This is a genomic window from Streptomyces sp. XM4193 (assembly GCF_023072595.1).
Classification (GTDB): domain Bacteria; phylum Actinomycetota; class Actinomycetes; order Streptomycetales; family Streptomycetaceae; genus Streptomyces.
The window spans coordinates 178,738-197,615 of the sequence record NZ_JALLGK010000010.1 but is presented as its reverse complement, the minus strand read 5'-3'; the positions used below and the strand labels follow the sequence as shown (position 1 = coordinate 197,615).

Annotated in this window: 12 protein-coding genes, 1 tRNA gene and 1 rRNA gene; 11 read left to right on the top strand and 3 right to left on the bottom strand. The window is 69.7% G+C overall.

Annotation, left to right across the window (positions count from 1 at the left end; translation table 11 throughout):
* Nucleotide 1: 1 nt before the first annotated feature.
* From rrf to MTQ01_RS22685, 3 genes are all read left to right on the top strand, one after another.
* Nucleotides 2–118 (top strand): 5S ribosomal RNA (rrf, locus tag MTQ01_RS22695).
* A gap of 98 nt (nt 119–216) precedes the next feature.
* Complete coding sequence (locus MTQ01_RS22690; RefSeq protein WP_247492706.1) at nt 217–906, top strand: DegT/DnrJ/EryC1/StrS family aminotransferase; 690 nt, start codon at nt 217–219, stop codon at nt 904–906.
* A 79-nt stretch (nt 907–985) separates the two neighbouring features.
* Nucleotides 986–1,058, top strand: a tRNA-Thr gene (locus MTQ01_RS22685).
* A gap of 58 nt (nt 1,059–1,116) precedes the next feature.
* Here MTQ01_RS22685 and MTQ01_RS22680 read toward each other — a convergent pair.
* Nucleotides 1,117–3,723 (bottom strand): SpoIIE family protein phosphatase, encoded by a 2,607-nt coding sequence (locus MTQ01_RS22680; RefSeq protein WP_247492705.1) that lies wholly within the window; start codon nt 3,721–3,723, stop codon nt 1,117–1,119.
* A 383-nt stretch (nt 3,724–4,106) separates the two neighbouring features.
* Here MTQ01_RS22680 and MTQ01_RS22675 point away from each other — a divergent pair, with 383 nt between their 5' ends.
* The 8 genes from MTQ01_RS22675 (at nt 4,107) to MTQ01_RS22640 (ending at nt 17,675) form a co-directional block, all read left to right on the top strand.
* Entirely contained in the window at nt 4,107–9,632 is a 5,526-nt protein-coding gene (locus MTQ01_RS22675; RefSeq protein ID WP_247492704.1) for a HAMP domain-containing protein, read from the top strand.
* A gap of 243 nt (nt 9,633–9,875) precedes the next feature.
* The gene (locus MTQ01_RS22670) at nt 9,876–10,523 is read left to right on the top strand and encodes a two-component system response regulator (protein WP_247492703.1); all 648 of its coding nucleotides are present in this window, start codon (nt 9,876–9,878) and stop codon (nt 10,521–10,523) included.
* A 145-nt stretch (nt 10,524–10,668) separates the two neighbouring features.
* Entirely contained in the window at nt 10,669–13,377 is a 2,709-nt protein-coding gene (locus tag MTQ01_RS22665) for a DNA translocase FtsK (protein WP_247492702.1), read from the top strand.
* A gap of 228 nt (nt 13,378–13,605) precedes the next feature.
* Nucleotides 13,606–14,430 (top strand): helix-turn-helix domain-containing protein, encoded by an 825-nt coding sequence (locus MTQ01_RS22660; protein WP_247492701.1) that lies wholly within the window; start codon nt 13,606–13,608, stop codon nt 14,428–14,430.
* 59 nt (nt 14,431–14,489) lie between these two features.
* Nucleotides 14,490–15,962, top strand: a complete 1,473-nt coding sequence (gene rimO, locus MTQ01_RS22655; RefSeq protein WP_247492700.1) for a 30S ribosomal protein S12 methylthiotransferase RimO — start codon at nt 14,490–14,492, stop codon at nt 15,960–15,962.
* Entirely contained in the window at nt 15,959–16,657 is a 699-nt protein-coding gene (gene pgsA, locus MTQ01_RS22650; protein WP_247492699.1) for a CDP-diacylglycerol--glycerol-3-phosphate 3-phosphatidyltransferase, read from the top strand. Before rimO ends, pgsA begins: the two co-directional genes overlap by 4 nt.
* Complete coding sequence (locus tag MTQ01_RS22645) at nt 16,647–17,204, top strand: CinA family protein (RefSeq protein WP_247492698.1); 558 nt, start codon at nt 16,647–16,649, stop codon at nt 17,202–17,204. The genes pgsA and MTQ01_RS22645 overlap by 11 nt, the downstream gene beginning before the upstream one ends.
* Nucleotides 17,205–17,294: 90 nt before the next feature.
* On the top strand, nt 17,295–17,675 hold the full coding sequence (locus MTQ01_RS22640; RefSeq protein ID WP_211041145.1) for a helix-turn-helix domain-containing protein: 381 nt from the start codon (nt 17,295–17,297) through the stop codon (nt 17,673–17,675).
* Between the two features lie 77 nt (nt 17,676–17,752).
* On the opposite strand, the gene MTQ01_RS22635 is transcribed toward MTQ01_RS22640, so the two are convergent.
* A complete protein-coding gene (locus tag MTQ01_RS22635) occupies nt 17,753–17,995 on the bottom strand; it encodes a hypothetical protein (RefSeq protein ID WP_247492697.1) in 243 nt (80 codons plus the stop codon).
* A gap of 80 nt (nt 17,996–18,075) precedes the next feature.
* On the bottom strand, nt 18,076–18,867 hold the full coding sequence (locus tag MTQ01_RS22630) for a DNA-formamidopyrimidine glycosylase family protein (RefSeq protein ID WP_247492696.1): 792 nt from the start codon (nt 18,865–18,867) through the stop codon (nt 18,076–18,078).
* Nucleotides 18,868–18,878 lie beyond the last annotated feature (11 nt).

Genomic DNA, 18,878 nt, shown 5'->3' with positions numbered 1-18,878 from the left:
TTTCGGTGGTCATAGCGATGGGGAAACGCCCGGTTACATTTCGAACCCGGAAGCTAAGCCTGTCCGCGCCGATGGTACTGCATGCGGGAGCGTGTGGGAGAGTAGGTCACCGCCGAACAATCATTGAGGGCGGGGTCGTCCGGAGTTCACTCCGGACGACCCCGCCTTTTTGTGTTCTGTCACCGGGAGTTCATGTCGTGCCTCGAGGATCCTGGCATGGCGATGACACAGTTGGCAGCGCTCGGACTTCGGCCCGGCGACGAGGTCGTCCTCCCGTCCTACGGCGGCGACCGTGCTGCCCGTGAGGTCCAACTGGCGGGTGCGGTACCGGTCTTCGCGGACATCGACCCACTGAGTTTCTGTCTCTCACCGAGTTCCGCGGAAGCAGCGATGAGCGAGCGGACGGTGGCGATTGTCGCGATCCACCTGTTCGGCCACCCCGCCGACATGGTGCGGCTGGAGGAGCTCGCTCAGCGTCGCGGCGCCAAGTTGGTGGAGGACGGCCGGCGACTCGGCGAGATCCCGTCCGGCGAGGCGCTCCGCCGTCGTGAACGGGCCGGGTACCTGGGAAGCCGTCTGCGCGGAGTGCTGCCTCCGCAGACCCGCGCCGGGGCCGAGCACGCCTTCGAGGAGTACGTGGTGCGGGTGCCCGGGAACGGCCGGCCGGACCGGGACGTCTTCCGGCACGCGCTGCGTGCGAGGGGTATCGAGTGTTACGTGCCGATAGTGACGCCCGCGCACCGGACCCGTGGTCTTCGCACCGCCCAGTGGCTGCGGGAGTCGGAACTGGCCGCCGAGCAGGGGTTGGCGCTGACGATCGAGGACTCCATGAGCCGGCGTCAGCTGTCGCGGATCGCTTCGGCCTGCAACTCCCTCGGTGGTCTTCTGATGGAGCCGGCCTGCTGAGGTCAACGCCCGTTGTGGGCCGGGCGGTCCGGTGTCGTGGGCACCGCTCACCATCAGGTATGATCGACTCCGTCGACAGGCCCCAATAGCTCAGTCGGCAGAGCGTCTCCATGGTAAGGAGAAGGTCAACGGTTCGATTCCGTTTTGGGGCTCGAACGAGAAAGGCCCGCCATCGGCGGGCCTTTCTTCGTGTCCGGTGTTCTGCTCGCGCTACTGCGGTACGCGCATCGCGAGGATCGCCATGTCGTCCGACGGGGCGTCGGCGGCGAAGCGTTCGACCGCGCGCATGATGCGTGCGGCGACCGCGCCGGCGTTGAGTCCGGTGCAGCTGCTCAGGCAGTCCGCGAGCCCGTCGTCCCCCAACATCCGGGTGCCCTCCCGGCGTTCGGTCACGCCGTCGGTGACGCAGAGCAGGACGTCGCCCGGGTCCAGCGTGAGCACCTGCTCGTACAGCTCCAGGTCGTCCATGACGCCCAGCAGTGGTTGGGGCTCGGCGGCGGGCTCCACCGTGCCGTCCGGCCTCAGTCGCAGCGGGAGTGGGTGGCCGGCGCAGACCACCTTGAGCAGTGCGCTGCCGTCCTCCTGCGGCCAGAGCTCGCCGTAGAGCAGGGTGAGGAAGCGGCTGCGTGCGCCTTCGTCGAGGATCGCGGTGTTCAGACGCTCGAGCACGGCGGGGCCGCCGAAGCCCTCTCTGGCCAGCAGTCGCAGCGCGTGGCGGGCGAGGCCGGTGACGGCTGCTGCCTCGGGGCCGGTGCCGCAGACGTCGCCGATCGCGAAGCCGTACGCGCCGTCGCTGATGGGGAAGAGGTCGTAGAAGTCGCCACCGACCTCGTTGCCCTCGCCCGCGGCTCGGTAGATGACCTCCACCTCGACGCCGTCGACGGGAGGCAACTCCGGTGGGAGCAGGCTGCGTTGGAGCGACTGGCTGATGGTCGTGCGCTCGGAGTAGAGCCGTGCGTTGTCCAGGGCGAGCGCGGCTCGGCGGGACAGGTCCTCGGCCAGCTCGAGGATTTCCTGGCGGAACCGCTCGTCGGTCGGCTTGCCGAGGACGAGCATGCCGATGACGCGATTGCGGGCGACCAGGGGGAGTACGACCGTCTCGCCCCCGACCGCCGAGGCGGTGGCCAGGGAGGTGCCGGGAGCGGTGAGCGCGGGGTCGTCGAGCAGCAAACTGCGCAGCGAGGTGCGCAGCGCCGCGGAGTGCGCGGCGTCGCTCGGGGCCGTCCACACGCGGGCGCCGGGCGCGATCAGGGGCTCGGGGGCGTCGACCTTGCCGAGCAGCGCCTTGAGCCCGTCGATGCGGTCCTCGTCCTCGTGCAGCACGTAGCTGAGGTAGGGCTCGGAGGTCTGGTCGGCGACGGTGTAGACCGCGCACCACGAGGCGAGCGTGGGGACGGTCATCTGGGCCATCAGCGCCAGCGTCTGGTCGCGGTCGAGGGTGCCGGCCAGCAGGTCGGAGGCCTCGACGAGAAAGCTGAGCGAGCCGCGTCGCAGCCGCTCCAGCTCGGTGAGCCGGGCGGACTCGACGGCCAGCGCGATGCGGTCGGCGGCGAACTGGAGCCGCAGCGCCTCCTCGTTGGTGTACCGGGCGGCGGATTCCGCGGCGACGCCGAGGGAGCCGGTCAGTCTGCCCTCGACCTTGAGCGGCACGGTGACCACCGAGCGCATCCCGGTGCCGCTGAGCAGGGGCACCGAGCCGGGGGTGGAGGTGACGTCCTCGTGGACGGAGGGCATGCGTGCGCTGCCGTACCTGCCGGTGCCGGCCTCGACGGGGACCCGGGCGAAGCGCTGCCGGGCGGACGGCAGACCGGTGCTTGCGCGCACCTCCAGCTCCGTCTCGTCGTCGGTGGCGAGCAGGAGGTACGCGGCGTCGCCGTCGAGCATGTCGCGGGCGCGCTCGACGGTGCGCTGGAGCAGTCCGTCGAGGTCCTCCGGCGGCGGTGAGCCGATGAACGCCTCGAAGGGGTCGGTGCTCCGGGACTCGCGCTCGCCGTGGCCGGCGTCGTGCGATTTGGCGCGCGGGTGGGACTGGAGCACGGCGCGCTCGCTGTCGAGGACGAGCAGACAGACCGTGGAAGGGGCGCCGTCCTCGTCGCGCACGCGCAGGTGCGAGGCGTAGACGGGGACCGTACGGCCGCCGGCGTCGCGCAGTCCGTAGGTGCCCTCCCAGCGGGAGAGGATGAGTGCCTCGGCGATGCCGGTGCCGGTGCCGGGGGTGTGCGGCCAGGCGGCGAGGTCGGTCAGCGGCTTGCCGATGACCTGCTCCGCGGAGTAGCCGAAGAGCGACTGGGCGTCGTCGTTCCATGCGGAGACCGCGCCCGCGCCGTCGACCTGCAGCACGGCCACGCGCACCCGGTGGTCGGTGACCGGCAGCTCTTCCACGGGCAGCTCGGGGCCGGCGAGACGGGTGCCGACCGGGCGATCGGGCATGTCCAGACGGAACCAGACCCGCTTGTCGGCGGCGGTGTACTCCACACCCCAGCGGGAGGCGAGTGCGGCGCAGAGCAGCAGTCCGCGCCCGCCCTCGCGGTCCGGGTGGCCGGGCTGGTGGCTGCTCTCCTGGAGCGGCAGTTCGCGCTCGGGGTGGCGGTCCCGGACCTCGACGCGGATTCCGGTGTCCTCGCGCAGACAGATGACGTCGGCGGCGGTGCCCGCGTGGACGACGGCGTTGGTGACGAGCTCGCTGGTGAGGACCACGGCGTCGTCCACGACGTCCGCCAGCCCCCAGCCGTGGAGGGTGTCCCTGACGAAGCCGCGGGCGGCTGCGACCGAGCGTCCGACCGGCTCGTAGGTGGCGGCGGCCCGGGCCGTGATCACTGAACTCCCCAAGAATCTCGTGCTGCTGCTCTGCGAACCTACCTGTGCGGGGATGGTTGCGGCTCGTCCCCGCTCGGCGCTGTGCTGGTTCACCGCGGCTGCCCCTCCATTGCCTTTCGTGTCACTCTGCCGTCCGTCATCCTGCCCGTCTTGGCATGGTCGTCCCGATTTCGGTGCGACCGGTACGGATAGGCAGCAAGCAGCCAGGTTACTTACGTATCCGGGCCCGATGTGGGCCGGAGTGGATGATTCCCCCCGCAGCGGAACGAGATCTCGGTGTGCGATGCTGCCGAACTGTTATCGCCTGGTTCGGCCGCAGTGAAACACTGGGAAGGCTCGAAGAGAGAACCCGGGTGAATTGGTCGACCTGCGGGAGGGACACGGTGGAGTCTGGCGCTGAGACGCGGGCCGCTGGCACGCGTACGAAGAGCGGACGATCCCGGAGGGCGGGAACCGTCGAGGTGGACGCCGCAGCCGTGGACAGGCTGAGAGCGGCTCTGGAGGCGATGCGGGACGGCAACTTCCGCAAACGCCTGACCGTCACCGGCGAGGGGCCGATGGCGGAGATCTCGGCGATCTTCAACGAGGTCGCCGACCGCAACATGCACCTTTCGGGCGAGCTGAGTCGGGTACGGCGTGTGGTCGGCCGGGACGGCAAGCTCACCGAGCGCCTGGAGGTGGGCGCCGGCGAGGGCGCCTGGGCGACCTCGGTGGAGGCGGCGAACTCGCTCGTCGACGACCTCGTGCGGCCGGTTTCCGAGGTCGGGCAGGTGCTGAACGCGGTCGCCGAGGGCGATCTCGAGCAGCGGATGGACCTCCGGGTCCAGCGGGCCAACGGGACCCAGCCGCTGCGCGGGGAGTTCCTGAAGGTCGGCAAGACGGTCAACGGCCTGGTCGAGCTGCTGTCGGTGTTCACCGACGAGGTGACGCGGGTGGCCAGCGAGGTCGGTACGGAGGGCAAGCTCGGCGGCCAGGCCAAGGTGCGCGGGATGTCGGGGTCCTGGAAGGACCTGACGGACTCCGTCAACACCATGGCCTCTCGGCTGACCGCCCAGGTGCGCGACATCGCGCTGGTGACGACGGCGGTGGCGAAGGGCGATCTGTCGCGCAAGGTCACGGTGCACGTGGCCGGCGAGATGCTCGAGCTGAAGAACACCGTCAACACGATGGTCGATCAGCTCTCCTCGTTCCAGTCCGAGGTGACCAGGGTGGCCCGTGAGGTGGGCACCGAGGGCGAGTTGGGCGGCCAGGCGCGGGTCGACGGCGTCGCGGGGGTGTGGCAGGACCTCACCGACTCCGTCAACCTGATGGCCGGCAACCTCACCTCCCAGGTGCGGGAGATCGCGCGGGTCACCACGGCGGTCGCCAGCGGCGACCTGTCCCAGAAGGTCACGGTCAACGCCCGCGGCGAGGTCGCCAAGCTCGCGGGAACGATGAACACGATGACGGAGACCCTGCGCACGTTCGCCGACGAGGTGACCCGGGCGGCCCGTGAGGTCGGTACGGAGGGCATCCTCGGCGGTCAGGCGCAGGTGCCCGGCGCCGCGGGGATCTGGAAGGACCTGACGGACTCGGTCAACACCGCGTTCCGCAACCTCACCGGTCAGGTGCGGGACATCGCCCAGGTGACGACGGCGGTGGCGAACGGTGATCTGTCGCAGAAGGTGACGGTGGATGTCTCCGGCGAGATGCTGGAGCTGAAGAACACCGTGAACACCATGGTCGACCAGCTCTCCTCCTTCGGTGCGGAGGTCACCAGGGTGGCCCGCGAGGTGGGCGTCGAGGGCGAGTTGGGCGGTCAGGCGCAGGTGCCCGGCGCGGCCGGCACCTGGAAGGACCTGACGGACTCGGTCAACACCGCGTTCCGCAACCTCACCGGACAGGTCCGCAACATCGCCCAGGTGACGACGGCGGTGGCCAACGGTGATCTGTCGCAGAAGGTGACGGTGGATGTCTCCGGCGAGATGCTGGAGCTGAAGAACACCGTGAACACCATGGTCGACCAGCTCTCCTCCTTCGCCGAGCAGGTCACCAGGATGGCCCGGGACGTGGGTACGGAGGGCCGCCTCGGCGGTCAGGCGCGGGTCGACGGAGTGTCGGGCACCTGGAAGGACCTGACGGACTCCGTCAACTTCATGGCGGGCAACCTGACTTCGCAGGTGCGGCAGATCGCCCAGGTCACGACCGCGGTGGCGCGCGGTGATCTCTCGCAGAAGATCGAGGTCGACGCCCGGGGCGAGATCCTGGAGCTGAAGAACACCATCAACACGATGGTGGACCAGCTCTCCGCCTTCGCCGACCAGGTGACCAGGGTGGCCCGCGAGGTGGGCACCGAGGGCCGTCTGGGCGGTCAGGCGCAGGTGCCGGGCGTCGCGGGCGTCTGGCGCGATCTGACGGACTCGGTGAACTTCATGGCGGGCAACCTCACCGCGCAGGTGAGGAACATCTCGCAGGTGGCCACCGCGGTGGCGCGCGGTGACCTCTCGCAGAAGATCGACGTGGATGCCCGGGGCGAGATCCTGGAGCTGAAGACCACGATCAACACGATGGTGGACCAGCTCTCGTCGTTCGCGGAGCAGGTGACGCGGGTGGCCCGCGAGGTGGGCACCGAGGGCAAGCTGGGCGGTCAGGCCGAGGTCAAGGGCGTCTCGGGCACCTGGAAGGACCTGACCCAGTCCGTCAACGGGATGGCGGGCAACCTGACTTCGCAGGTGCGGAACATCGCCGAGGTCACCACCGCGGTGGCCGAGGGCGATCTGTCGAAGAAGATCACGGTGGACGCCAAGGGCGAGTTCCTGGCCCTGGTGACGACCGTGAACACGATGGTGGATCAGCTGTCGTCGTTCGCCGAGCAGGTGACGCGGGTTGCCCGCGAGGTGGGCACCCAGGGCAAGCTCGGCGGCCAGGCGCAGGTGCGCGGCGTATCGGGCATCTGGAAGGACCTGACCGACAACGTCAACCTGATGGCGAACAACCTCACCGGTCAGGTGCGGAACATCTCCCAGGTGGCGACCGCGGTCGCCAACGGCGATCTGTCGAAGAAGGTGACCGTCGACGCGAGCGGCGAGTTCGCCCAGCTCGCCGACACCGTCAACACGATGGTGACGACGCTGTCCTCGTTCGCCGACCAGGTGACCAGGGTGGCGCGCGAGGTGGGTACGGACGGCATTCTGGGCGGCCAGGCAAGGGTCCCGGGGGTCTCCGGCACCTGGAAGGACCTGACCGAGTCGGTGAACTCGATGGCGAACAACCTCACCGGTCAGGTGCGGCAGATCGCCCAGGTCACCACCGCGATCGCCAAGGGCGACCTGACCAAGAAGATCGACATCGACGCGCGCGGGGAGATCCTCGCGCTGAAGACCACGATCAACACGATGGTCGACCAGCTCTCGTCGTTCGCGGAGCAGGTGACGCGGGTGGCGCGCGAGGTGGGCACCGAGGGCAAGCTGGGCGGCCAGGCGCGGGTGCGCGACGTCGCCGGCACCTGGAAGGACCTGACGGAGTCGGTGAACGAGATGGCGGGCAACCTCACCCGCCAGATGCGCGCCATCGCCCAGGTCGCCACCGCGGTGACGAGGGGCGACCACGGTGTGCGGATCGATGTGGACGCCTCCGGGGAGATCCTGGAGCTGCAGGGCTACATCAACACGATGATCAGCAATCTGCGCGAGACCACGCTCGCCAACCAGGAGCAGGACTGGCTCAAGGGCAACCTCGCGCGCATCTCCGGCCTGATGCAGGGACGGCGCGACCTCAAGGACGTCGCCCAGCTGATCATGAGCGAACTGACCCCGGCGGTCTCGGCCCACCACGGCGCGTTCTTCCTCGCGGTGCCGACCGGCAAGGACAAGGAGACGGTCGCGGTCGGCCACGGCGTGGACGGCAGCTACATGCTCCAACTGCTCGGCAGCTACGGCTACGCCCTCGGCGCGATGCCGACGACGTTCGAGCCGGGTGAGTCGCTGATCGGCACGGCCGCGGTGGAGAAGCGCACGATCCTGATGGAGAACGCCCCGGCGGGCTATCTCAAGATCACCTCGGGGCTCGGTGAGGCGACGCCGACGCATGTCGTCGTGCTGCCCGTCGTCTTCGAGGGCATCACGCTGGGAGTGATCGAGCTGGCCGCGTTCCAGCCGTTCACCCAGATCCAGAAGGACTTCCTCAGCCAGATCGCGGAGATGATCGCGACCAGCGTCAACACGATCAGTGTCAACACCAAGACCGAGGTGCTGCTGAGTCAGTCCCAGGAGCTGACCGAGCAGCTCCAGGAGCGCTCGGCGGAGCTGGAGAACCGGCAGAAGGCGCTGGAGGACTCCAACGCCCAGCTGGAGGAGAAGGCCGCCCAACTCGCCCAGACCAACCGGGACATCGAGATCAAGAACTCCGAGATCGAGGAGGCCCGCCAGGTCCTGGAGGAGCGCGCGGAACAGCTCGCGGTCTCGATGCGCTACAAGTCGGAGTTCCTGGCGAATATGTCGCACGAGCTGCGCACGCCGCTCAACTCCCTGCTGATCCTCGCCAAGCTCCTCGCGGACAACGCCGACGGGAACCTCTCGCCCAAGCAGGTGGAGTTCTCGGAGACGATCCACGGAGCGGGCTCGGACCTGCTGCAGCTGATCAACGACATCCTGGACCTGTCCAAGGTCGAGGCGGGGAAGATGGACGTGAGTCCGACCCGTATCGCGCTGGTGCAGCTCGTCGACTACGTGGAGGCGACCTTCCGCCCGCTGACGGCGGAGAAGAACCTCGACTTCTCGGTGCGGGTCTCGCCCGAGCTGCCGCCGACGCTGCACACCGACGAGCAGCGGCTGCTGCAGGTGCTGCGCAATCTGCTCTCCAACGCGGTGAAGTTCACCGACGGCGGCGCGGTGGAGCTGGTGATCCGCTCGGCTCGGGCGGACGTTCCGGTGTCGATCAGGGAGCACATGCTGGAGCACGGCTCGCTCCAGGACGCGGACGCGGAGCTGATCGCCTTCTCGGTCACCGACACCGGTATCGGTATCGCGCAGAGCAAGATGCGAGTGATCTTCGAGGCGTTCAAGCAGGCGGACGGTACGACGAGCCGCAAGTACGGCGGTACGGGACTCGGGCTGTCGATCAGCCGGGAGATCGCACGACTGCTGGGCGGCGAGATCTACGCGGCGAGCGAGCCGGGCCGGGGGTCGACCTTCACGCTCTATCTGCCGCTGTTCCCCACGGAGTTGCCGCCGCACGGCTACGCACAGCTGGGCGGCGCACCGGCGCTGCCGTCGGCCGCGCGGGACGACCAGGAGCCGCAGGAGAGCGCGGCGGTCGAGGAGGCGCCCGGAATGCCGGCGCTGCCCGCGGGCGTGCCCGACGCCGAGCAGGCCGCCAACACCCTGGCGGAGCGCAGCCGTCGCCGTGCGGCGGCGGGCGGCAGGCGGGCTGCCGAGGACGGTGCGCAGACGCAGAGTCCGGAGGCCCCGGCGGAGGGTGCGGACGCCGACAGCGACGAGTCCCGCGGCAGCGGCACGCAGGAGCGGTTCGGCCCGGCCGAGTTCGCGCAGCGGTTCCGCGGCAGCAAGGTGCTGATCGTCGACGACGACATCCGCAACGTCTTCGCGCTCACCAGCGTGCTGGAGCAGAGCGGTCTGCAGGTGCTGTACGCGGAGAACGGCCGGGAGGGCATCGAGGTGCTGGAGCAGCACGACGACGCCGCCCTCGTGCTGATGGACATCATGATGCCCGAGATGGACGGCTACGCGACGATGACGGCGATCCGCAGGATGCCGCAGTTCGCCGGGCTGCCGATGATCGCGCTGACCGCGAAGGCGATGAAGGGGGACCGGGAGAAGAGCATCGAGGCGGGTGCGTCGGACTACGTCACCAAGCCGGTCGACACCGATCATCTTCTGACTGTGATGGACCAGTGGATGGGGGAGAAGTGACGCCCGATACCCTTCCGGAGGACCACTGCTGACAGACTGTGGTCGTTTGAGGGTGGAAGTGCGTTATTCCAGGAACCTTCTGGTCTTCCGAAGCGTTCCCGGTACGTGCACGGTGACATCTCGGTGACAGGGTGTGGTGGGCCGCTCGGTGCGGCTACCATGACCGGCACAAGAACGGGCGGCGCAGAAGAGTCGTTCCAAGGGGTGGCGTCCCAGGCGCTGCCGGGGCGAGGAGGACGGGTCATGGTGCAGAAGGCCAAGATCCTCCTGGTCGATGACCGGCCGGAAAATCTGCTGGCGCTGGAGGCAATTCTCTCCGCGCTCGATCAGACGCTGGTGCGGGCATCGTCCGGGGAGGAAGCGCTCAAGGCACTTCTGACGGACGATTTCGCGGTGATTCTGCTCGATGTGCAGATGCCGGGTATGGATGGATTCGAGACAGCCGCGCACATCAAACGCCGGGAGCGGACCCGGGACATCCCGATCATCTTCCTGACCGCGATCAACCACGGGCCGCACCACACCTTCCGCGGCTACGCGGCCGGCGCCGTGGACTACATCTCCAAGCCCTTCGACCCGTGGGTGCTGCGGGCGAAGGTGTCGGTCTTCGTCGACCTCTACATGAAGAACGTCCAGCTCCGGGAGCAGGCTTCACTGCTGCGCGCGCAGCTCGACGGCGGCCAGGCGGCCTCGTCCGAGGACCGGGAGGCAGTGGGGCTCGTCGCCGAGCTCTCCGCCCGCCTCGCCGCGGTCGAGGAGCAGGCCGAGGCGCTCTCCAAGCAGCTCGCCGACAGCGCCGACGGGGCGGCGGTCGCCACCGCCGCCCACCTCGAGCGCAAACTCACCGGGCTGCGCAGGGCACTTGACGCCCTGGAGCCCGGCACTCAGTAACGGCCGGACGGGCGCACCGCAGGCCGCGTCCTGCGGTCGCAGGCCCGTTCGCAGGCGCCGCGAAGGAGGCTGACGAATCGTCAGCCTCCTTGCTCCGCCCAATCCCTCCGCGCCCCCGCTCGCGGACGGCGGTAACCTCTCCGTCATGGCCTCACGTACGTCCGGCAAGAAGGCGCCCGCGAAGAAAGCAGCGGCCGGGAAGTCTCCGGCGAAGAAGGCCTCCCCCCGCAAGGCGCCCGCCAAGAAGGCGGCACCACCCCCTCCGCCGCGCAACGGCCTCTACCGGCTGCTGCGCGCGATCTGGCTCGGCGTCGCGCACGCCGTCGGGTCGGTGTTCCGCGGAATAGGGGCCGGGGCCAAGGGACTTGACCAGGCCCACCGCAAGGACGGGCTCGCGCTGCTGCTGCTCGGCCTCGCTCTGGTGGTGGCCGCCGGGACCTGGTCGAATCTGCGCGGGCCGGTCGGGGACCTGATCACGATGCTGATCACCGGCGCGTTCGGGCGTCTCGACCTGCTGGTGCCGATTCTGCTGGGCGTCATGGCGGTGCGTTTCATAAGGCATCCGGAGAAGCCGGAGGCCAACGGCCGGATCGTCGTGGGGCTCTCCGCGCTGGTGCTCGGTGTGCTCGGGCTGGTGCACATGGCCTGCGGTTCGCCCGGTCGCTCGGACGGCCACGACGCGATGCAGGACGCGGGCGGTCTGATCGGTTGGGCCTCCTCGAAGCCGCTCATCTTCACCGTCAGCGAGGCGTTGGCGGTGCCCCTGCTGGTGCTGCTCTCGCTCTTCGGCGTGCTGGTGGTCACCGCCACGCCCGTGAACCGGATTCCCGAGCGCCTGCGTCAACTCGGCGTCCGTCTGGGCCTGGTGGACGCGGACGAGGAGGACGAGGCCGACGAGGAGCACACGGACGAGGACGAGCAGCGCCGCCCGCCCCGCCCCCGTCGGGCCAATCTCCGCAAGGACGTGGACCCGATCCACGCCGAGAAGGAGGCGCTGGACAACCGCCGCTCCCGTCGTACCCGCCGCCGCGACGACGGCCGGTCGGTCAACGACGCCGGTCCCGACAGTTCGCTGGACGCCGTGGACATCGCCGCTGCCGCCGCGGCCGACCTCGACGGTGCGGTGCTCCACGGAATCCAACCGTCCTCGCTGATCGCCGACCTCAGCAGCTCGGCGTCGGGCAACCAGTCCGCGCGCGCCAGGATGGCCAAGCTCGCCGAATCGCAGCAGGACGAGCTGCTCGCCGAGGACGGCACCGCTCCGACGGCCGGGAAGGACGCCTCGAAGGGCCTGGACAAGGGCGTCGTACCCGATCTGACGAAGCCCGCGGGCTCCGTGCCCGACTCGTTGCCGCCCCGTGCCGAGCAGCTCCAGCTCGCCGGTGACATCACCTACTCCCTGCCCTCGCTCGACCTGCTCGAGAGGGGAGGGCCCGGCCGCACCCGCAGCGCCGCGAACGACGCGGTCGTCGACTCGCTCTCCACGGTGTTCACCGAGTTCAAGGTGGACGCCTCGGTCACCGGCTTCACCCGCGGCCCGACGGTCACGCGCTACGAGGTGGAGCTCGGCCCCGCGGTGAAGGTCGAGAAGATCACGGCGCTGACCAAGAACATCGCGTACGCCGTCGCCAGCCCCGACGTGCGGATCATCTCACCGATCCCCGGCAAGTCGGCGGTGGGGATCGAGATCCCCAACAGCGACCGGGAGATGGTCAACGTCGGGGACGTCCTGCGCTCGGCGCAGGCGGTGGGCGACGAACACCCGATGCTGGTCGCACTGGGCAAGGACGTCGAAGGCGGCTATGTGTCGGCGAATCTCGCCAAGATGCCGCACATCCTGGTGGCCGGCGCCACCGGGTCCGGAAAGTCCTCCTGCATCAACGGGCTGATCACCTCGATCATGGTGCGGGCCAGCCCCGAGGACGTCCGGATGGTGCTGGTCGACCCCAAGCGGGTGGAGCTCACGGCGTACGAGGGCATCCCGCACCTGATCACCCCGATCATCACCAACCCCAAGAAGGCCGCCGAGGCGCTGCAGTGGGTGGTGCGGGAGATGGACCTGCGCTACGACGACCTCGCCGCCTTCGGCTACCGTCACATCGACGACTTCAACGCCGCTGTGCGCAGCGGCAAGTTGACCACTCCTCCCGGCAGTGAGCGGGAGCTGTCGGCGTACCCCTATCTGCTGGTGATCGTCGACGAGCTGGCGGACCTCATGATGGTGGCGCCCAGGGACGTCGAGGACGCCATCGTGCGCATCACCCAGCTGGCGCGGGCGGCCGGCATCCACCTGGTGCTCGCGACCCAGCGGCCCTCGGTGGACGTCGTCACCGGACTCATCAAGGCGAACGTCCCCTCGCGTCTGGCGTTCGCGACCTCCTCGCTCGCGGACAGCCGCGTCATCCTCGACCAGCCCGGCGCGGAGAAGCTGATCGGCAAGGGCGACGGCCTGTTCCTGCCGATGGGCGCCAGCAAGCCGACGCGTATGCAGGGCGCCTACGTCACCGAGGACGAGATCGGCCGGGTCGTCCAGCACTGCAAGGAGCAGATGGCGCCGGTCTTCCGCGACGACGTGACGGTGGGCCAGGGCAAGAAGAAGGAGATCGACGAGGAGATCGGCGACGACCTCGATCTGCTCTGCCAGGCGGCGGAGCTGGTGGTCTCCACCCAGTTCGGTTCGACCTCGATGCTCCAGCGCAAGCTGCGGGTGGGCTTCGCGAAGGCGGGCCGGCTGATGGACCTGATGGAGAGCCGGGACATCGTCGGCCCCAGCGAGGGATCCAAGGCCCGCGACGTGCTGATCAACGCGGACGGCCTGGACGAGGCGCTGGCCCGTATCCGCGGCGAGGCCTGAACGCCCAACGTGCCCCAGTCGTAATAAACCTCAAGACAACCTTTCCTGTGAGGCATACGTCACGCTAGTTGGGACAGGTGTAGGAGAACGCTCCTTCACACCCCCGAGCCACGGGAGTCCCGCGACTCCCGATGGCGGACAAACATTCACCGCCCGCTTGCCCGAAACTTTCGCACCGCCCATAGACTGATCTTCCAGCAGGTGGCTACACGCTCGAAAGGCTCTCCCGTGTCCATCGGCAACTCCTCCGCAGAGGACCGGCCTTCGGTCGGTCGAGCTCTCAAGAAGGCCCGTGTCGACGCCGGCCTGAGCGTTGACGAGGTCAGCGCGACGACCCGCGTCCGGGCGCCGATCGTGTACGCCATCGAAGAGGACGACTACTCGCGCTGCGGTGGCGACGTCTACTCCAGAGGCCATGTCCGCTCGCTCGCCCGCGCCGCGGGTCTGAGCACCGAGACCGCCGACGAGCTCGTCGCGCAGTACGACGCCGAGCACGGCGGACGACCCGAACCGACCTCCGCCGCCCCGCTGTTCGACGCCGAGCGGGTCAAGCCGGAGTCCCGTCGTCCCAACTGGACGGCCGCGATGGTGGCCGCGATAGTCGCGGTCGTGGGATTCGTCGGTTTCACTCTTTTCAGTGGTGGCGAGGAGGGCGGCAAGAGTGCGTCGCCCCAGGCTTCCCCGAGCATCACCGGCAACTCGGGCGGCACCACCAAGGGGCCCGAGCCGAGCGAGCCGGCCGATGACGCCGAGCCCGACCCGACCGAGAGCCCGATCGCCGCGGCCCCGGAGGACCGGGTGACCGTCAAGGTCGTCGCGACCGAGGGCAGCAGCTGGGTCTCGGTCGAGGACCGTACCGGCCGCAGGCTGCACGAGGGCCTGCTGGAGGACGGCCAGTCGGAGACCTTCATGGACAAGGACCAGATCTCGCTCGTCCTGGGCAACGGCGGGGCGATAGAGCTCTTCGTCAACGGCAAGAAGGTCGAGCGCACCACCGGTCCCGGCCAGGTCGAGCGGCTCACCTACACCAAGGGAGACCCTGAGCAGGGCTGATCACATCAGTCCACCGGGTGCGGGAGAGTGCGCGGGGCGGGACGAAGTAGGCTGAGCCCATGCCCGAACGCCGTACCGTCGCCCTTGTCACTCTTGGCTGTGCTCGCAACGAGGTGGACTCGGAGGAGCTCGCAGGCCGCTTGGCAGCGGACGGCTGGGATCTCGTCGAGGAAGCCGCCGAAGCGGATGTCGCAGTCGTCAACACCTGCGGGTTCGTGGAGGCCGCCAAGAAGGACTCCGTGGACGCCCTGCTGGAGGCCAACGACCTGAAGGACCACGGCCGTACGCAGGCCGTGGTCGCCGTCGGCTGCATGGCCGAGCGGTACGGCAAGGACCTCGCCCAGGCGCTGCCCGAAGCCGACGGAGTGCTCGGCTTCGACGACTACGCACAGATCTCCGACCGACTGCAGACCATCCTTTCGGGCGGCGTCCACGCCTCCCACACTCCGCGCGACCGGCGCAAGCTGCTGCCGATCAGCCCCGCCGAGCGCCAGGGCAGCTCCGTCGCCCTGCCGGGCCACGGAGACTCGGCGCCCGAGGACCTCCCCGAAGGTGTGGCGCCCGCCTCCGGCCCCCGCGCGCCGCTGCGCGTCCGGCTCGGCAGCAGCCCGGTGGCCTCGGTGAAGCTCGCCTCCGGCTGCGACCGGCGCTGCTCGTTCTGCGCCATCCCCTCCTTCCGCGGCTCCTTCATCTCCCGTCGGCCCTCCGATGTGCTGGGCGAGACGCGGTGGTTGGCCGAGCAGGGCGTGAAGGAGGTCATGCTCGTCTCCGAGAACAACACCTCCTACGGCAAGGACCTCGGTGACATCCGGCTGCTGGAGACCCTGCTGCCGGAGCTGGCGGCGGTCGAGGGCATCGAGCGCGTACGGGTGAGCTACCTCCAGCCCGCCGAGATGCGGCCCGGGCTGATCGAGGTCCTCACCGGCACCGACAAGGTCGTCCCCTACTTCGACCTCTCCTTCCAGCACTCGGCGCCGAAGGTGCTGCGCGCCATGCGCCGCTTCGGTGACACCGAGCGCTTCCTGGAGCTGCTGGAGGCGATCCGCAGCAAGGCCCCGCAGGCCGGTGTCCGGTCGAACTTCATCGTCGGTTTTCCCGGCGAGACCGAGGACGACGTCGCCGAGCTCGAACGGTTCCTCGCAGCCGCGCGGCTGGACGCCATCGGGGTCTTCGGATACTCCGACGAGGAAGGCACCGAGGCGCTCGGCTACCAGGACAAGCACGACGAGGACGTCGTCGCCGAGCGGCTCGCCCGGGTCAGTGCGCTGGCCGAGGAGCTGACCGCGCAGCGGGCCGAAGAGCGTCTGGGCGAGACGCTGTCCGTCCTGGTGGAATCGGTGGACGGCGAGGACGGCGTGCTCGGCCGCGCGCTGCACCAGGCACCGGAGACCGACGGGCAGGTGCGGCTGCTGGGCGACTGGGCCGAAGGCCGCGAGCCGCAGCCGGGCCGGCTGGTGCTCGCCAAGGCGGTGGCCAGCGAGGGCGTCGACCTGGTCGCCGAGCCGTTGCCGGGCGGGGAGGCGTCCCTATGACCGGTGTTCCGGCTTCGGCCGCGGGAGGCGGATCCGTGGCGCGTGCCACGAAGGCCGCCCCGCGGCAGGTCAGCCTGTGGAACATCGCCAATATTCTGACCATGATCCGGCTGGGCCTGGTGCCCGCCTTCGTGGCGCTGATGCTCGTGGCCGGGGGGCACGACCCCGCCTGGCGCTCACTGGCGTGGGCGGCGTTCACCATCGCGATGATCACCGATCTCTTCGACGGCGAACTGGCCCGGCGCTACAACCTGGTGACCGACTTCGGGAAGATCGCGGACCCGATCGCGGACAAGGCGATCATGGGTGCCGCCCTGATCTGCCTCTCGTCGCTCGGGGACCTCTCCTGGTGGGTGACAGGCGTCATCGTCGCCAGGGAGCTGGGCATCACTCTGATGCGGTTCTGGGTCATCCGGCACGGCGTCATCCCGGCCAGCCGGGGCGGAAAGATGAAGACGCTGGCCCAGGGCGTCGGCGTCGGCATGTACATCCTGGCGCTCACCGGGCCGCTGGCCACGCTGCGCTGGTGGGTGATGGCGGTCGCCGTCGTGCTGACGGTGCTGACGGCCGCGGACTACGTGCGCCAGGCGGTCGTGCTGCGCCGCGCAGGCCTCGCGGCGGCTTCCGGCGGGCCGGTCGCCGCGGTGCGGCCCGAGCCGGCGGACCTGCCGCAGGAGGAGCCGCGTGAGCGATGAGCCCGCTGCACGAGCGCTCGGCCTGCTGATCGACGCAGGCCAGCGTCTTGCGGTGGCCGAGTCGCTGACGGGCGGGCTGGTATCGGCCGCGCTCACCGACGTTCCGGGCGCCTCCCGTGCTTTCCGGGGCGGGGTGACGGCGTATGCGACGGACCTCAAGAGCGCGCTGCTCGGCGTGGACGAGGGACTGCTGGCGACCGGCGGCGCGGTGCAGCCGGAGGTGGCCGGGCAGATGGCGATCGGCGCACGGCGTCTGCTGAACGCCGAGTGGGGGCTTGCGACCACCGGAGTCGCGGGGCCGGAGCCGCAGGACGGCGCCCCGGTCGGCACGGTCTTCGTCGCGGTCGCCGGTCCGACGTCGGCAGCCCCGGTCGTCGAAGGACTTGTGCTGCGGGGGGAGCGCGGCGAGATCCGGAACAAAAGCGTGCGTGCGGCGCTTGAACTGCTGTGCGCGCGTATCGCGGAACACCGCGGGGAGCCCGTGGGCCGACGCGGTACGAATCATACGGAGCAAAATGGGGGACCTGATGTTTACCGCCCTGAGTGAACACGAGATAGCGCCCCGCGCTACCACGGTTGTAGACGGTACGGTGGGGCATGAAGGATTCAGGAACGCGGTCCGAGGAGGGAGCCACCGATGATTCTGCTTCGTCGCCTGCTTGGTGACGTGCTGCGTCGGCAGCGCCAGCGTCAGGGCCGTACCCTGCGCGAAGTCTCCGCATCCGCGCGCGTCTCTCTCGGCTATCTCTCCGAGGTCGAGCGGGGGCAGAAGGAGGCTTCCTCCGAGCTGCTTTCGTCGATCTGTGACGCGCTGGACATCCGAATGTCCGAGCTGATGCGGGAGGTCAGCGATGAGCTGGCACTCGCCGAGCTGGCACAGTCCGCGACACAAGATGCGGTGCCTGCGCCGATGCGACCCATGCTCAACCCTGTATCCGTGACCTCGGTCACGAGCCGCCCGGGGGAGCGGGTGACGATCAAGCGACCTGCCGAGGCCGTGGACGTCGTCGCCGCCTGACGCGTCACCACAAGCCTTCAGAGGCGCCGGGAGTGATCCTCCCGGCGCCTCTGCTGGTGTCGGGGCCGCGCCCGGACTCACCAGCGGCAGGAGTTCGTCCGCACCGTCGAGGTGAAGGGCCGTACAGCGGCGCGCTCGCGGGACGGGTCCCCCTCGGTGAGCATGGACGGCATGTGCATATCCAGGATGTGCCGCATCTCCCTCGCCGTCTGCTGCGTGCTCGCCGGTGCGCTCGCGCTGTGGCGCCTGACCACCGCACCCCAGACGGCCGGTGCCTGGGAGGCGGCGGTGCTCGTCGGCAGCTGGGGGCTCGGGCTCATACCCGTGCAGGCGGTGCCCTACGAACGCCGTATGACGTGGGAGCGCATGCAGAACGGGTGGTGGGGCCGGCAGCCGCGGACTATCGGCCGTGCTGGCAGCGGGGGCACCAGTAGACGGGGCGGAGCCGGTCGGGCGGCCCGACTTCGGCGCGGCGGATCGGTGTTCCGCAGCGCAGACAGGGCGCCGCTCGGTGCCCGTACACCCACAGCGCACGGCCGGCGGCACGGCGCTCGCCGGTGGTGGCACGGCGCAACCGGTCGCGGTTGACGAGGAGCAGCCGGTGGGCCAGCCGCAGGAGGCGGTCCGGGTCGGAGACGGCCGAGACAGGAGCCCAGGGCAGCAACCGCACCAGGAAGCAGAGCTCGGAACGGTAGACGTTCCCGACGCCCGCCAGATTGCGCTGGTCGAGCAGCGCCTCTCCGAGAGGGCGCGAGGGCTCGGCGGTCAGCCGCCGCCACGCCTCGCCGGGGTCCCAGTCCTCCCCGAGCAGATCCGGGCCGAGATGGCCGACGGCCGACTCCTCCTCGCGGGTGCGCAGCAGCTCCAGAACCGGAAGGCGGTAGCCGACCGCCTGCTGCTCGGGACCGGCGAGGACGGCCCGCACCTGGTGCGCGGGCCCACCGCTCCAGCGCGAGCCCACCGGGCCACAGCGCCAACTGCCCTCCATCCCGAGGTGGGTGTGGAGCGTCAGGCCGCCGGAGAGCCGGGTGAGCAGATGCTTGCCGCGCGGGAGCGTCTCCAGCACCTCCCGCCCCACCAGATCCACGGTGGCGAGCCGCGGCACCCGCAGATCCGCCGAGACCAGCTCGGACCCCGCCAGCGCGTCGTTCAGCTGCCGGGCCGTACGCCAGACCGTGTCTCCCTCGGGCACGCCGCTTCCCT

Excerpts from the sequence above, each read along its gene's own strand:
- MTQ01_RS22690 (WP_247492706.1), top strand. The coding sequence starts at position 217 with ATGGCGATGACACAGTTGGCAGCGCTCGGACTTCGGCCCGGCGACGAG.
- MTQ01_RS22665 (WP_247492702.1), top strand. The coding sequence starts at position 10,669 with ATGGCCTCACGTACGTCCGGCAAGAAGGCGCCCGCGAAGAAAGCAGCG.
- MTQ01_RS22640 (WP_211041145.1), top strand. The coding sequence starts at position 17,295 with ATGATTCTGCTTCGTCGCCTGCTTGGTGACGTGCTGCGTCGGCAGCGC.
- rimO (WP_247492700.1), top strand. The coding sequence starts at position 14,490 with ATGCCCGAACGCCGTACCGTCGCCCTTGTCACTCTTGGCTGTGCTCGC.
- MTQ01_RS22635 (WP_247492697.1), bottom strand. The coding sequence starts at position 17,995 with ATGAGCCCGAGCCCCCAGCTGCCGACGAGCACCGCCGCCTCCCAGGCA.
- pgsA (WP_247492699.1), top strand. The coding sequence starts at position 15,959 with ATGACCGGTGTTCCGGCTTCGGCCGCGGGAGGCGGATCCGTGGCGCGT.
- MTQ01_RS22670 (WP_247492703.1), top strand. The coding sequence starts at position 9,876 with ATGGTGCAGAAGGCCAAGATCCTCCTGGTCGATGACCGGCCGGAAAAT.